The organism is Nonomuraea sp. NPDC049129, assembly GCF_040648495.1.
In the GTDB taxonomy this organism is placed as follows: domain Bacteria; phylum Actinomycetota; class Actinomycetes; order Streptosporangiales; family Streptosporangiaceae; genus Nonomuraea.
This window is the reverse complement of record NZ_JBEZDU010000034.1, coordinates 82,839-95,094: the sequence shown is the minus strand read 5'-3', so window position 1 is coordinate 95,094 and position 12,256 is coordinate 82,839. Positions and strand designations below refer to the sequence as shown.

Here is a 12,256-nt window from a genome sequence, read left to right as displayed (position 1 = left end):
TTCAATACCACCGGCCCCTGCGATCCACAGCTCCACTACATACTGCCCCCCACACCACGGCTTCCCGAAGCGCGGACACTCATCGAAATGGACCGCTACATCGTCCTGCACGCCCCCCGGCAGACTGGGAAAACCACCGTCCTGGACGCTCTGGCCTCCGGCCTGACCGCCGAGGGCGACACCGCCGCCCTGATGATCTCCTGCGAGCGCGCCAAGTCGGCCGGCGACGATGTCGGCTGGGCGGAGTCGCTTCTGCTGGACTCCCTCCGCGAGGCCGCCGATCTGTCGGGCTGGCCGAAGAAGCTGCTACCGCCGGATTCCTGGCCGCAGGTCACGCCGGGTAGCCGGTTCGGTGCGGCGCTGCGGGAGTGGTGCCGACGCTGCCCGCGCCGGGTGGTGCTGTTCCTCGACGAGATCGATGCCCTGCAGGGCAACAGCCTTGTCAGTGTCCTCGGCCAGCTCCGCGACGGGCACAACAAGCGATCGAAGGGCTATCCGTTCCCCGCGTCGGTGGTGCTGTGCGGGTTGCGCGACCTGCGTGACTACAAGGTGGCCTCCGGCGGCGAACCCGGCCGGTCCAACCCGGCCAGCCCGTTCAACATCATCGCCGACTCGCTGCGCCTGGGCGACTTCACCGCCGACCAGATCGCCGAACTCTACGACCAGCACACGCAGGCGACCGGCCAGGAGTTCACCAAGGACGCGGTGGACCGGGTCTTCGAGCTCACCCAGGGACAACCCTGGCTGGTCAACGCCCTCGCCCACGAGATCACCTTCAAGATGGGGGTGACCGGTTCAATCAGTGACGGGCAGGTGGAGGACGCCAAGGAGCGGCTGATCCGGGCCCGCGCCACCCACCTGGACTCCCTGGCGGCCCGGCTGCACGAGCCCCGGGTCAAGCGGGTGATGGAACCGATCGTGAGCGGAGACTTCCCCCGTGCCGAGCTCACCTTCTCCGACGACCTGTCCTACGTCCGCGATCTGGGCCTGATCAAGCAGAAGCCTCCGATGGAGGTGGCCAACCCGATCTACCGGGAGGTCATCCTGCGCGTGCTCGGCGATGTGTCGGAACAGTACGTGCGCGCCGACCCGCACAGCTTCGTACTGCCCGACGGCCGGTTCGACCTAACGGCGGCTACCTCGACCGCGAATACGCCGCCGGAACCAAACGGCTCGACGTCTTCGTTCGCTGGCCGTACAGGGGCCCTGACGGCGAAGGGCTGATGCAACGCGAGGCCATGGAACTGAAGGTGTGGCGACCCGGCGCAGACGACCCCAAATCCGAGGGTCTGGCCCAGCTCGACCGCTACCTCGACCGACTCACCCTCACTACCGGCGTCCTGGTCATCTTCGACCGCCGCCCCGAAGCCCCATCCTGGAAGGAACGCGGCGGCTTCGACCAGGCGGCCACACCGTCCGGGCGCCAGGTCACCCTTCTGCGTGTCTAACACTGCCTTGGTTTCTGCTGGGCCGGCAGCATGCCGCGTACTCGCGATCGTCAGCCCACGTACGAGTCGTAGCCGAGTTTGATCGCGACCGCCACCCCGCACGCCGCGGCCACATACCGCAGGCTCTGGCCGGGCATCCGGCGGACGATCTTCGGTCCGAGCCACCCGCCCAGCAGGAACCCGGCCGCCAGCGGCACCGCCGCCCCCCAGTCCACCGGTCCGAACAGCGCGAACCCCAGCCCGGCCACCGCGTTCGCCAGCCCGGACAGCATGTTCTTCGCGGCGTTCAGCCGGGCCGGTGACTGGTCGAGAAAGCCCGCCAGCACCGCGAACATCAGGATCCCGCCCGCCGCCCCGAAGTACCCCACGTAGATCGACACGACGAACAGCGCCACCCGCAGCAACACCCCGTGCTCACCGCCCGGCTTGACGGTCGGCCGCCGGACCAGCAGCAACGAGGCGCCCGCGATCAACCACGGAGCGATCAGCTCGAACGCCCGCGCCGGGGTCACCAGCAGCAGCAACGCGCCCGTCGCCCCGCCGAGCGCGGTCACCCAGCCCAGCCGCAGCACCCGGGCGCCCTGCCCCACCAGCTCCGGCCGCGACCCGACCGCCGCGCCCACACTGGTGAACATCAGCGCGACGGTGTTCGTGACGTTCGCGGTCAGCGGTGGCAGGCCGAACGCCAGCAGCGCCGGGTAGGAGACGATCGACGCCAGGCTCACCACCGTACTGACCACGCCGGCGGCTACACCTACCCCGAGCAGGCCGAGCACATCACCGACGATCACCCGACCATGCTAGGCCGTGCCCGTTTTATCCAAACAAGCCGGGTATGCGCCGCCCGATGCCAGGCGTGCGCCGCGCCCCTGTAGTCAGGGCATCTGTGGTCAGGGCACCGTTTCGCCGTCGCCCAGCCCGAGCAGGTCGACCGACCGCCTGCGCATCTCCACCTTGCGGATCTTCCCGGTGACGGTCATCGGGAAGGCGTCCGCGACGTGGACGTACCGCGGGATCTTGAAGTGCGACAGCCGCCCCGCGCAGAACTCCCTGACCGCCCCGGCCGTCAGCGGCTCGGCGCCCTCCCGCATGATGACCCAGGCCATCAGCTCCTCGCCGTACTTCTCGTCGGGCACCCCGATCACCTGCACGTCCGCGACGTCCGGATGCCGGTACAGGAACTCCTCGACCTCTCGCGGGTAGACGTTCTCCCCGCCGCGGATGACCATGTCCTTGATCCGCCCGACCACGTTGACGTAGCCGTCGTCGTCCATGGTGGCCAGGTCACCGGTGTGCATCCAGCGGGCGGCGTCGATAGCCTCGGCGGTCTTGTCCGGCTCGTCCCAGTATCCGAGCATGACCGAATACCCGCGCGTACACAGCTCACCCGGCTCGCCGCGCGCCACGGTCAGCCCGGTCTCCGGGTGCACGATCTTCACCTCGACGTGCGGCAGCACCCGGCCGACGGTCTCGGTCCTGCGGGCCAGGTCGTCGTCGGACCTGGTCATCGTGGACACCGGGGACGTCTCGGTCATGCCGTAGCAGATGGCGACCTCGCGCATGTTCATCTCGCTGACGACGCGCTTCATCACCTCGACCGGGCAGGGCGACCCGGCCATGATGCCGGTCCGGAGCGTGCTCAGGTCGTACCCCTTCGCCACCCCCAGCTCGGCGATGAACATGGTCGGCACGCCGTACAGCGACGTGCATCTCTCGTCCTGTACGGCCCGCAGCGTCGCCTCGGGCTCGAAGCTGGGCGCGGGGATCACCACGCAGGCCCCGTGCGAGGTGGCGCCGAGGTTGCCCATGACCATGCCGAAGCAGTGGTAGAACGGCACCGGCAGGCAGACCCGGTCGGCCTCGGTGTAGTGGATCAGCTCACCGACGAAGTAGCCGTTGTTGAGGATGTTGTGGTGCGACAGAGTCGCGCCCTTGGGGAAGCCGGTGGTGCCGGAGGTGTACTGGATGTTGATCGGGTCGTCGCACGACAACTCCGACATGCGAGCCCGCAGCCGGTCCTCCGCGACGGTCTCGGCCAGGAGCGCGTCCCAGCCCGGATCGTCCAGGTAGATGGCGTTCGCGAAGCCGATCTCCTCGACCATCGCGCGATAGTCGCTGGTCTTGTGCGTCTGGGCGCTGATCAGCAGCCGCATGCCCGACTGCTTGACGACGTACTCCAGCTCGTGGCTCCGGTAGGCCGGGTTGACGTTGACCAGGATCGCGCCGATCTTCGCCGTGGCGTACTGCACGAGCACCCACTCGGCGCGGTTGGGCGCCCAGATGCCCACCCGGTCGCCCTTCGCGATGCCCTTGGCCAGCAGGGCGAGCGCGAGGCGGTTCACGTCGGCGTCGAGCTCGGTGTAGGTCCATCGGTGTCCGGTGGGGACATCGACCAGGGCCTCTCGGTCGCCGAAGGCCGCGACGGTCCGTTCGAGGTTCTCGCCGATCGTCTCGCCCAGGAGGGGGGTCGGCGCGGTGGCGCTGGAGTACGACTGCATGTCCACAGTGTCGGTCTCCTCCCGTCGTACGCACCAGACCCACCCGCGCACCACCACGGCGGCGGTTACGTCGCCGTCGCCGTGGTGGTGCGGGGTCTACCGATTCAGGTGGATCGGGTTCAGCACCTGCGCAGGCCGTACTTGCCGGGGTCGGCGTCGAAGGCGCTCGGTGTGTGCACCACGGAGGCCGGTACGTACCCGAAGTTGCCGAACCTGTCGCCGACGGTTCCGTACCAGGTGGTGTTGCCCCCTGGATGGAGCTCTCCCTGTGTCCAGCAGGTGAACCAGCTCTGCGTGGTGTCGAGGAAGTCCACGGCGTCGACGGGCCGGGGCTCGTGGAACACGGGGAGTCCGCCCTCGTCGTTGGTGCAGTGCAACCTGCCGTCGTGCGGGTCGACCCCGCAGGCGTCGGCGGAGGCGGCGGGCGAGGCCAGCCCGAACAGCGCGAATGCCGTGGTGGCGATGGTCGTGGCGATGACCTGATGCTTGTTCATCTTTGTGTCTCCTTCGGTGTTGTTCTCTTGGCGGGTCCGGACCTCGGCGGAGTCACGGTCCGATGAGGTCGTAGTCGGCCAAGGTGCACTCGCGCAGGCCCGGCGCGGGGTCATGGGCGGTGGCCACATGGACGGCGGGCAGGAAGCCCCAGCCGCGGTAGGGCGGCACCGCCTTGTCGCCCGCGGCGAGGTACCAGATGTTGTTGCCGCCGGCATGCGGGCCGCCCTCGACCCAGCACTGGAACCAGCTGAAACTGCTCGTCAGTACGCCGGTCTCCGCGGTCTGGTAGGAGGCGTCGTACGACAGGGTGACGTTCGGGGTGTTTCCGCAGTAGAGCTTGCCGTCGCTCCGGACCCCGCACTCCGCGGCCGCGGCCGCCGCCGGGGCCGGGATGGCGGCGCCCCCCGGGAGGGCACCGAACAGGGCCGCGGTCAGGAGGGCGTTGGCCGTGACATTGCGGATCATCATGGTGGTGGTCTGCCTTTCTGCTCCGTCAGGTGCGGCGGGTTCGCCGCGTCGAGAGCCAGCGAAGCCGCCCAGCCCAGGTGTCCAACAGGAGCTCGGACGGACTCGGACGGAATCGGACCATCCGATGGCCAGGCCCGGACGGCAGGTCGCCACTGCCGCCATCCCTCGGACACGCTCAGTAAGCGCTCGTACACTTTGCGGTACGGAGGAGCCGAAGGCCGGGAGGGCGGGGGTTCGAGGCGATGAGCGAGGGTGGCGAGGAGTCCCAGGTCGTCAGGCAGGTGTCCCGATCCGGGGTGGAGTCGGTGACCTGCCACGAGGATCTGGTGAGGTTGCTGGCCGAGCAGTTCGCGCGGGCCGATACGTCACTGCGGGAGCTGCAGCTGCGGGCGGACAAGGCGGGTGGGACCCGGCTGCCACGGGCGACCTGTGCGGACATGCTGGCCGGCCGGCGCTTCCCCAAGAAGGCGTTGATGGTGGCCTTCCTGCGGGCGTGCCGGGTGCCCGAACAGCAGCTCCCGGCGTGGGAAAGGGCATGGGAGCGGGTACGAGTCGCACGGCTGCCCGCCGGGCCGGACGAGGCAGGGCCGGCCCCTGTCCCCCGCCGAAGCTGGCGCCAAGCCGCCGTGTCGGCCGTGTTGGCCGCGCTGGCGACCGCAGGCGCCCTGAGCGTCATCTTCGATCAGCGGGGTGCGTCACAAAGCGTCGTGTCCGACGGTTTCGGCGGCCCTGTGGCTACCGGCCGCATCGTCAGCGATGACGGCCGTGCGTTCAGCGCCGGCGGGTCGAGCCGGTTCACCGCGACCGTCGATCCCGCCAACAGCGGAGTGCGGCTGATCCGCCGCCTGGACGCGGGCGTCGCCCGGCAGTACGCCACCATCACCGTCAACGGGAATCCGGCCGGGTCGTGGCGGCAGCTGCCCGGCGACAGCACCTACAAATGGCGGGAGCAGATCGTCGAAATCCCGCGAACCCTGACCGCGCGTCGCCGCTCTCTCACCATCGTCAACACGTTCGTGTCCTCATCCCTGGGCTACAACGAGTTCCTCTACGTCATCGAGCAGAAGATCAACGGGGCCTGGGCAACTGCCGACACGGTCGACATCGGCCCTGACCACACCGCCAGTGAAGCCGCGCACGGCTATCACATCGTCGCCGAGGGCTGGGCTGGTACCCAGACATTCACCTATCCACCGCGCGAGGAGGATCGGCGAGTCGAGTGAACTTCGGGTTATCGGAGGGCATCGGTGATGGCGAGGGCGGTGGTGCGCCAGATCGGGGCATGCGGGTCAATCACCGCGAAGTGGTCGCCGGACATTTCCAGATACGTCACGTCATCTCCGGCCTCCCGGGCGGCCCTGGCGTAGCGGCGCGCGAAGTCCACCAGGTCCAGCTCGTCCCCGGACCCTTGGACGATCAGCTGGCGCACCCGCAACGGCAACCTGAGCAGCGGACTCGCCGTACCGACCTCGAGGCCGGTACTGGAGGCTGTGCCGAGGGCGGCGGCGACCGCGCCGGAGCCGAGCCAGCGCCTGTCGCCCTCGACGAGGTCGAGCATCCCCGCCAGCGAAACGACCAGCGAAACCCGCGCCCCGTCGGCCACGGCGCGGAAGGCCAGCTGCGCCCCGGCGGAGTGACCGACGACGGCAACCCGGCCGAGGTCGATCGGCGCGTCCACGGTCGACAACGCGGCCAGCCCAGCGGCCACATCTTCGGCGGTCGCCCGCCACCCGTGCAGGTCGGGACGCCGGTATTCGAGGTTCCACACGGCGAGGCCCCGGCCGACGAGGTCGAGGCAGAGCGCGTCCATGAGATCGGCCGCCCAGTTCGACCGCCAGTTCCCGCCATGAACGAGCACCACGACGGCTGGCCTGTCCACCGCCCCCTCGGGAAGGTACAGCTCACCCCACTGATCGCGATGCGCCCCGTACGCGATCCGCATCCGCGGATGCCGCAGACGGTGTATGGCATGCCGAATCGCCCAGATCAACCCCTCGACGCCACGCCCGTGAACGTGCGTGGCCCCCTCCCCCACTTCAGCCCCGTCCACCCGGGCGAGATCCAGCCACACCAGAGGCCCAAGGCACTGCCCCATGAGCCGTCGCACCTCATCCACCGGCCCCGGAACCACCACGACGGCCGCGGCGGGCAACTCACCGTCGCCGCCCGCCATACACACCATGACTTCGGCCGCGTCACGAGCGTGCACGAGCGCGCCAGAGACCCCGAGGGCGGCGAACTCGCGTTCGGCGATCTCGCTGAGCAACGCGGCGTCGGCGACCAGCCCTGGGCCGACGACCACCAGGACATCCCTCACGATTCCCGACACTACAGAACCTGCCGCCACTGGTCCGCTCTTCGACCTCGCATCGTCGGGATGAGGATGCTGGGCGATACGTCCCGATTCCAGGCGGAGGCCATCGACAACGGCACCCAGCATCGGGAGCCTCGGTGCCGGTAACCCAACGGCCGGTGTTCCGTGGGCCGGCGCGACAGCGGCTACGAGACGGCTTCCAGCGGTAGGTCGTTGCCGAGCCAGATAGCTGCCAACGCCTGAACCGGCACGTTGAGTGCCTCGCCGAGGCAGACGATCGTGCCGAATCCGGGAGAGGGCAGTCGTCCGGTCTCGATCTTGCGCAGGGTCTCCGGCGAGATGCCGGCCGCGTGCGCGACTTCCGCCAGGTCGCGTCCGGCTCGTGCGTGACGCAGCAGGGCGCCGAGACGCCTGCCGGCTTCGATCTGCTCAGGTGTGAGCGGTTGACGGACCATGCTCCCAAGATAGGGCTGGTATTACTATACCGGCAAGCTGTTAAGGTGCCGGTATAGTAATACCAGCATCCTGTGACGCGAGGTAATCATGATCGAACTGAAGACGCCTGCGGAGATCCAACGCATGCACGTGGCCGGGCGCTTCGTCGCCGAGGTGCTCTCCGAGGTCGGCCGGCTCGCCGACGTGGGCGTCAACCTCCTGGACCTGGAGCACCACGTGCGCGGCATGATCAAACGGTCCGGGGCGGAGTCGTGCTACTGGGACTACGCGCCGTCCTTCGGACGCGGCCCGTTCCGCAACGTCATCTGCCTGTCGGTCAACGACGCCGTCCTGCACGGAATACCCCACGACTACACGCTGCGTGACGGCGACGTACTCAGCGCGGACCTCGCGGTCAGCGTCGACGGCTGGGTGGCCGACTCGGCGCGCACGGTCGTCGTCGGGACCGCCGCCGAGGAGGACCTGCGCATTATCCGCGCCACCGAGGAAGCGTTGGAGGCGGCGATCGAGGTGGCGCGTCCGGGCAATCGCCTGGGTGACATCTCGGCGGCCATCTGGGCGGTAGCCCACGACTACGGCTACCCGGTCAACACCGAGTTCGGTGGCCACGGCATTGGCCGCACCATGCACGAGGGGCCCCACGTTTCGAACAAGGGCCGGGCGGGGCGCGGCCTTACGCTCCGGCCGGGCCTGACCCTCGCGCTCGAACCCTGGTTCGCCCGCACGACCGACCGGATCGTCTACGACGCCGACGGCTGGACCATTCGGTCGGCGGACGGCTCGCGCACGGCCCACTCCGAGCACACGGTAGCCATCACCGAGGACGCCCCCTTGGTGCTCACCCGCCGCATAGCGGAGTGCGGGTAGACGTGCAGAGGTTCCTGCTGACGCGGCTGGATGAGGGTTGTCGGTGACAGTGACGCCCCGGGAGCCGACGGGCATAGGTTGAACCATGTGCGGGTAAACCAGCTTCACCCCTGGCCGACGAGTACCGCGGAGGCGGAGGCGATCCAGGAGCGCCTCCGGCTTCACCTCGAGCTGACCGGCCCGACCTCGTTCACGTTGGTGGCGGGACTTGACGTGCACTACCACGGCGAGGACGAGGTGGCCGCCGCCGTGGTGGTGCTCTCCACGACCGCCGCCACGGACGACCACGCACAGGGCATGGCGGGCGATCTCGTGGTGGTCGAGCAAGTGGTGGTTCGTGGCAAGGCGCGGTTTCCGTACGTGCCGGGGCTCTTCGCCTTTCGCGAGTTGCCCGCGCTGGTGGAGGCGCTCGAACGGCTCACCGTCACCCCTGACCTGCTCGTCTGCGACGGGTACGGCCTCGCGCACCCACGCGGGTTCGGCCTTGCCTGCCACCTGGGCGTGCTCACCGGACTGCCCGCGATCGGCGTGGGCAAGACCCACTTCGTCGGCACCCACGACGCCCCGGACTCCGCTCGGGGCGCATGGACGCCGATCGAGCTGGACGGCTCGACCGTGGGCCGCGCCCTGCGTACGCAGCGGAACGTCAAGCCGGTGTACGTGTCGCAGGGCCACCGCATCACCCTCGACACGGCCTGCGCCGAGGTCCTGCGGCTCTCGCCGTACCACCGCCTGCCGGAGCCCATCCGCAAGGCCGACCACCTGGCCAGACACGGCGACCGGTAACCGTCGATCACCCGTGACCGACTCAGCGGCGCCAAGCCCAGACCAGCAGCCACACGCTCAGCCCGAAGACCGCCATCCCGAGCGGCACGTGCACGGTCAGCACACCCGCCCCGCCCACCGCCGACTGTACGAACCCGAGCAGCAGAATCGCCAGCCCGACCAGCGCGGGCCAGCCCGCCCCACGCCCCGGCCGCCACACCAGCACGGCCGCGACGAGCAGCACCAGCCCCAGCACGTGTACGGCCAAGGCCCCCATACCGTGCGACCCTGCCGACGCCCCGCTGAGCAACTGGCCGGCCGTCACGGCCTGGAAGAGCACCGCCAGCGCGTTCAGTGCGACAATGATCTTGAACGTGGTCAGATATCCGCTCCCCTTGGCGGCCTGAGTTACCACTCGCTTCTCCTTTGACCTCGTGAGGTCTCAAGGATCTTGCGGTCACGACAGCGCGGCATCCGACGCCCGTCGTCATCCTCTGTACGCCAGAAGGCGTACACGGCGAGGCCCGCCCCTTCACTGACGTCCGGGCCCTGCCGATGCGGACGCCGCCGTGAACGGGGCAGCGAGCAGAGCAGCCGCCCCGGGGCTCGTTACCCAACCGATTCTTGATCAACTCGGCGGCGGCTCGTTAGGGTTGGGCGCCTTCGCCCCCCAGGAGTAGCCTCATGCGCCGCCACCGTTTCGGCCGGATCGCGGCCGTCTTCGCCATGATCTACCTGGCCGCCGTGGTCGTCCTCGCCGTCGTCGTCGAGGTCACCGGCGACATCACCCCCCTCTGGGTGGTCGTCGCGGACCGGAGTGACTTCGCGGCCGACGACCTCCGGCCGTGGTGGTGGCTCGTGGTCCTGCTGGTCCTGATCGCGACGGTGCAGGCCTGGGCGTACTGGCAGGTGCTGCGAGGACCTGAGCGCGGCCAGCCGGCGCGGCACGGCAGGGAGGTCCGCCTGCTCCGGGCCACGCTCTATGTCAGCGTCGGACACGACCTGCTCCTGCTGCTGCCCATCCCGTACACCTGGTGGATGGAGCTGATCCCCGGAGCGATCCAGCTGCTGACGGCCTGGCTGTTCTTCCGTGTGCTGCGCGGCACCACTCTTCGATGGTTGCGGCGCATCGTCCTCGTGACGGGGATGCTCCACGCGGTGAACGGCCTGGCCACCGCCGCCACATGGAGCCTGGGCGCCGGCTCGCCCGCCTGGATGGCCGGTCTGTTCGGGGTAGGGGAACTCATCTGGCCGGCGTGGGCGATATCGGTGCTGGTGGCGCAGGCGCGGGATCCGCGCTGGAGCCGGACGACCGTGCGGATCGGCGTGGTCGCGTTGGTCATATCGCTCCTCCGGCCCAGCTCGCTGCTGACGTTCAGCTACGCGAGCGAGGTGCCCTGGGACCAGCTGGTCTACGTACTCCTCGGCGCGCTGTCCGTCTTCGGGCTGGTCTGGTGGGCCCGATCCGCGCACGACCTGGGCAGCCTCATGCCCCCGGCGCCCCGGCCGCGGTCCGTGCGAGCGCCCGCCAGACGATGGCCGCTCCCCGTAGTGGCGATCGTGCTCCCGCTGCTCCCGGCGGCCGTCAATCTCGCGCACGGAATGCCGTTCTGGCTCGGGCCGACGAACGCGTTGTGGAGCATCGTGCAGGAGCACGGCAGCTCCGAACTCCTCATCACCTGGTACGCACTCGACCTCCTCGTAGGCGTCGGCCTCCCGTCACTGCTCATCTTGGCCGCCGTCCGGCGCCGCACCCAGCGCCTCATGCGGGCCACGACGTTGTCGCTGTTCTCCCTGGCCGCCGTCGCCGCCGTGAGCGCGTTCACTGAGACGGCCTCCGGCCCCCTCTTCGGGGAGCTGCCGCTCTACCCCGCCGGCCTGTTCGTCAAGGACGGCGCGCTGGTCTCCACCGGCATCTCCCCGCTGTGGTACGGCCTCGCGCTCACCGCGTCCGCCCTCATCCTGACGTTCCTGTACGCCGCCCCGCCCGCCCATCGCGGCCGACGCCACGTGCTCGTGGCGGGCATCGCCTCGGCTGCGGCGCTCTGCCTTCTCCCCGCGGCGGACCAGGCCCGCGGACCCGCCACCACGGCCGAGGAATGCCATCCGCCCCCGTACTGGGAACAGGAACAACCGGAGCCGCCCCCCGAGCTGACCGCCGAGCAGCAGTTCGTCTGCGCCCTCCGCGGTCAGGGCACCGGCCTGGCGCGGTTCACCGCCACCACACCCGACCAGGCCGTGCTCGCCTACGGACGCCGGCTGTGCGAACTCCACACGCGTAACGACCCGCGCGAGCTGGCCCGCTGGAAGATCGACCGCAACACCCTGACTTACATGATCGCCGAAATCTGCCCCAGCGCCGCCGCCATCGTCAAGGCCGGGCGCGCCAAGCAGGACCAGGAGATCGCGGAGATGCGGGCGGAGGCTCAACGCATGTGCGACGCGACGCCACGCCACCATCCGCGCATCAAGCCGGCCACGGCGATCCGGATAAAAGAGCCCCAGATGACCGACTACGGCGTCCTGCAGACGTACGAGAACGAGGACGGGGACCCGAACCTGGACCCTGGCAACGGGCTGGTCTCCTCCGAACCCGGCGCTCTGGCCGTCATCACGAACCCCGAATTCGATCTCTGCGTCACCGTCGAGACCTACCCGCGCCGCCCACCCGTGGAGACCAAGGGCTGGGACACGGTCGTCGAGGTCGGCTACCGCAGTAGCACGGGAGAGATCGTGCTCTCGGACAATGTCAGCGGCACCGAACTGCCGGACCTGTCACTCAACGGCCGCGCGGGCCACTACCGGATCCGTGTGCACTACGCCTGGTTCCCGTGGAAAGGCGAAGATCAGGGCGGCCAGCGACTGCTGATCATGGCGTACCCGGCTCCCGGCGACAAGGAGGCCGTCTACCGCAAGTGAACGTCCTTCCGGCGGACGCATGCCCG

The 12,256-nt window shown here is 69.4% G+C and carries 13 protein-coding genes; 6 read left to right on the top strand and 7 right to left on the bottom strand.

Going from position 1 to position 12,256, the window contains the following annotated elements:
* Positions 1–87 precede the first annotated feature (87 nt).
* A complete protein-coding gene (locus AB0B64_RS53770; RefSeq protein WP_358201482.1) occupies positions 88–1,224 on the top strand; it encodes an ATP-binding protein in 1,137 nt (378 codons plus the stop codon).
* Positions 1,225–1,238: 14 nt separating this feature from the next.
* Positions 1,239–1,448 carry a hypothetical protein gene (locus AB0B64_RS53765; protein ID WP_358201474.1) on the top strand — a complete coding sequence of 70 codons (210 nt, stop codon included), beginning with the start codon at positions 1,239–1,241 and terminating at the stop codon, positions 1,446–1,448.
* A gap of 50 nt (positions 1,449–1,498) precedes the next feature.
* On the opposite strand, the gene AB0B64_RS53760 is transcribed toward AB0B64_RS53765, so the two are convergent.
* The 4 genes from AB0B64_RS53760 to AB0B64_RS53745 form a co-directional block, all read right to left on the bottom strand.
* Positions 1,499–2,239, bottom strand: a complete 741-nt coding sequence (locus tag AB0B64_RS53760) for a sulfite exporter TauE/SafE family protein (RefSeq protein WP_357959534.1) — start codon at positions 2,237–2,239, stop codon at positions 1,499–1,501.
* 99 nt (positions 2,240–2,338) lie between these two features.
* On the bottom strand, positions 2,339–3,946 hold the full coding sequence (locus AB0B64_RS53755; protein ID WP_358201550.1) for an AMP-binding protein: 1,608 nt from the start codon (positions 3,944–3,946) through the stop codon (positions 2,339–2,341).
* Between the two features lie 119 nt (positions 3,947–4,065).
* Positions 4,066–4,440 (bottom strand): hypothetical protein, encoded by a 375-nt coding sequence (locus AB0B64_RS53750; protein ID WP_358201467.1) that lies wholly within the window; start codon positions 4,438–4,440, stop codon positions 4,066–4,068.
* 52 nt (positions 4,441–4,492) lie between these two features.
* Positions 4,493–4,909, bottom strand: a complete 417-nt coding sequence (locus AB0B64_RS53745) for a hypothetical protein (RefSeq protein ID WP_358201459.1) — start codon at positions 4,907–4,909, stop codon at positions 4,493–4,495.
* A gap of 242 nt (positions 4,910–5,151) precedes the next feature.
* Between AB0B64_RS53745 and AB0B64_RS53740 the strand changes: the two genes are divergently transcribed.
* On the top strand, positions 5,152–6,132 hold the full coding sequence (locus AB0B64_RS53740; RefSeq protein ID WP_358201453.1) for a hypothetical protein: 981 nt from the start codon (positions 5,152–5,154) through the stop codon (positions 6,130–6,132).
* Positions 6,133–6,140: 8 nt separating this feature from the next.
* Here AB0B64_RS53740 and AB0B64_RS53735 read toward each other — a convergent pair whose 3' ends face one another.
* Positions 6,141–7,226, bottom strand: a complete 1,086-nt coding sequence (locus AB0B64_RS53735) for an alpha/beta hydrolase (protein WP_358201447.1) — start codon at positions 7,224–7,226, stop codon at positions 6,141–6,143.
* A 182-nt stretch (positions 7,227–7,408) separates the two neighbouring features.
* The gene (locus tag AB0B64_RS53730; RefSeq protein WP_357959521.1) at positions 7,409–7,678 is read right to left on the bottom strand and encodes a helix-turn-helix transcriptional regulator; all 270 of its coding nucleotides are present in this window, start codon (positions 7,676–7,678) and stop codon (positions 7,409–7,411) included.
* A gap of 88 nt (positions 7,679–7,766) precedes the next feature.
* On the opposite strand from AB0B64_RS53730, the gene map reads away from it, so the two are divergent.
* Positions 7,767–8,546 carry a type I methionyl aminopeptidase gene (gene map, locus AB0B64_RS53725; RefSeq protein ID WP_358201436.1) on the top strand — a complete coding sequence of 260 codons (780 nt, stop codon included), beginning with the start codon at positions 7,767–7,769 and terminating at the stop codon, positions 8,544–8,546.
* A gap of 87 nt (positions 8,547–8,633) precedes the next feature.
* Positions 8,634–9,332, top strand: coding sequence for an endonuclease V (locus AB0B64_RS53720; protein ID WP_358201432.1), 699 nt, complete (start codon positions 8,634–8,636; stop codon positions 9,330–9,332).
* Positions 9,333–9,354: 22 nt separating this feature from the next.
* Here the strand turns inward: AB0B64_RS53720 and AB0B64_RS53715 are convergent, their stop codons facing one another.
* Positions 9,355–9,726, bottom strand: a complete 372-nt coding sequence (locus tag AB0B64_RS53715; protein WP_358201426.1) for a hypothetical protein — start codon at positions 9,724–9,726, stop codon at positions 9,355–9,357.
* Between the two features lie 269 nt (positions 9,727–9,995).
* Here AB0B64_RS53715 and AB0B64_RS53710 point away from each other — a divergent pair, with 269 nt between their 5' ends.
* Positions 9,996–12,230 (top strand): hypothetical protein, encoded by a 2,235-nt coding sequence (locus AB0B64_RS53710; RefSeq protein WP_358201420.1) that lies wholly within the window; start codon positions 9,996–9,998, stop codon positions 12,228–12,230.
* The last annotated feature ends 26 nt before the right edge of the window (positions 12,231–12,256 follow it).

Bases quoted from the DNA above. Each gene is read 5' to 3' on its own strand.
- AB0B64_RS53770 (WP_358201482.1), top strand. From the start codon at position 88: ATGGACCGCTACATCGTCCTGCACGCCCCCCGGCAGACTGGGAAAACC.
- AB0B64_RS53740 (WP_358201453.1), top strand. From the start codon at position 5,152: ATGAGCGAGGGTGGCGAGGAGTCCCAGGTCGTCAGGCAGGTGTCCCGA.
- AB0B64_RS53750 (WP_358201467.1), bottom strand. From the start codon at position 4,440: ATGAACAAGCATCAGGTCATCGCCACGACCATCGCCACCACGGCATTC.
- AB0B64_RS53710 (WP_358201420.1), top strand. From the start codon at position 9,996: ATGCGCCGCCACCGTTTCGGCCGGATCGCGGCCGTCTTCGCCATGATC.
- AB0B64_RS53755 (WP_358201550.1), bottom strand. From the start codon at position 3,946: ATGCAGTCGTACTCCAGCGCCACCGCGCCGACCCCCCTCCTGGGCGAG.
- AB0B64_RS53765 (WP_358201474.1), top strand. From the start codon at position 1,239: ATGGAACTGAAGGTGTGGCGACCCGGCGCAGACGACCCCAAATCCGAG.
- AB0B64_RS53745 (WP_358201459.1), bottom strand. From the start codon at position 4,909: ATGATGATCCGCAATGTCACGGCCAACGCCCTCCTGACCGCGGCCCTG.
- AB0B64_RS53730 (WP_357959521.1), bottom strand. From the start codon at position 7,678: ATGGTCCGTCAACCGCTCACACCTGAGCAGATCGAAGCCGGCAGGCGT.
- map (WP_358201436.1), top strand. From the start codon at position 7,767: ATGATCGAACTGAAGACGCCTGCGGAGATCCAACGCATGCACGTGGCC.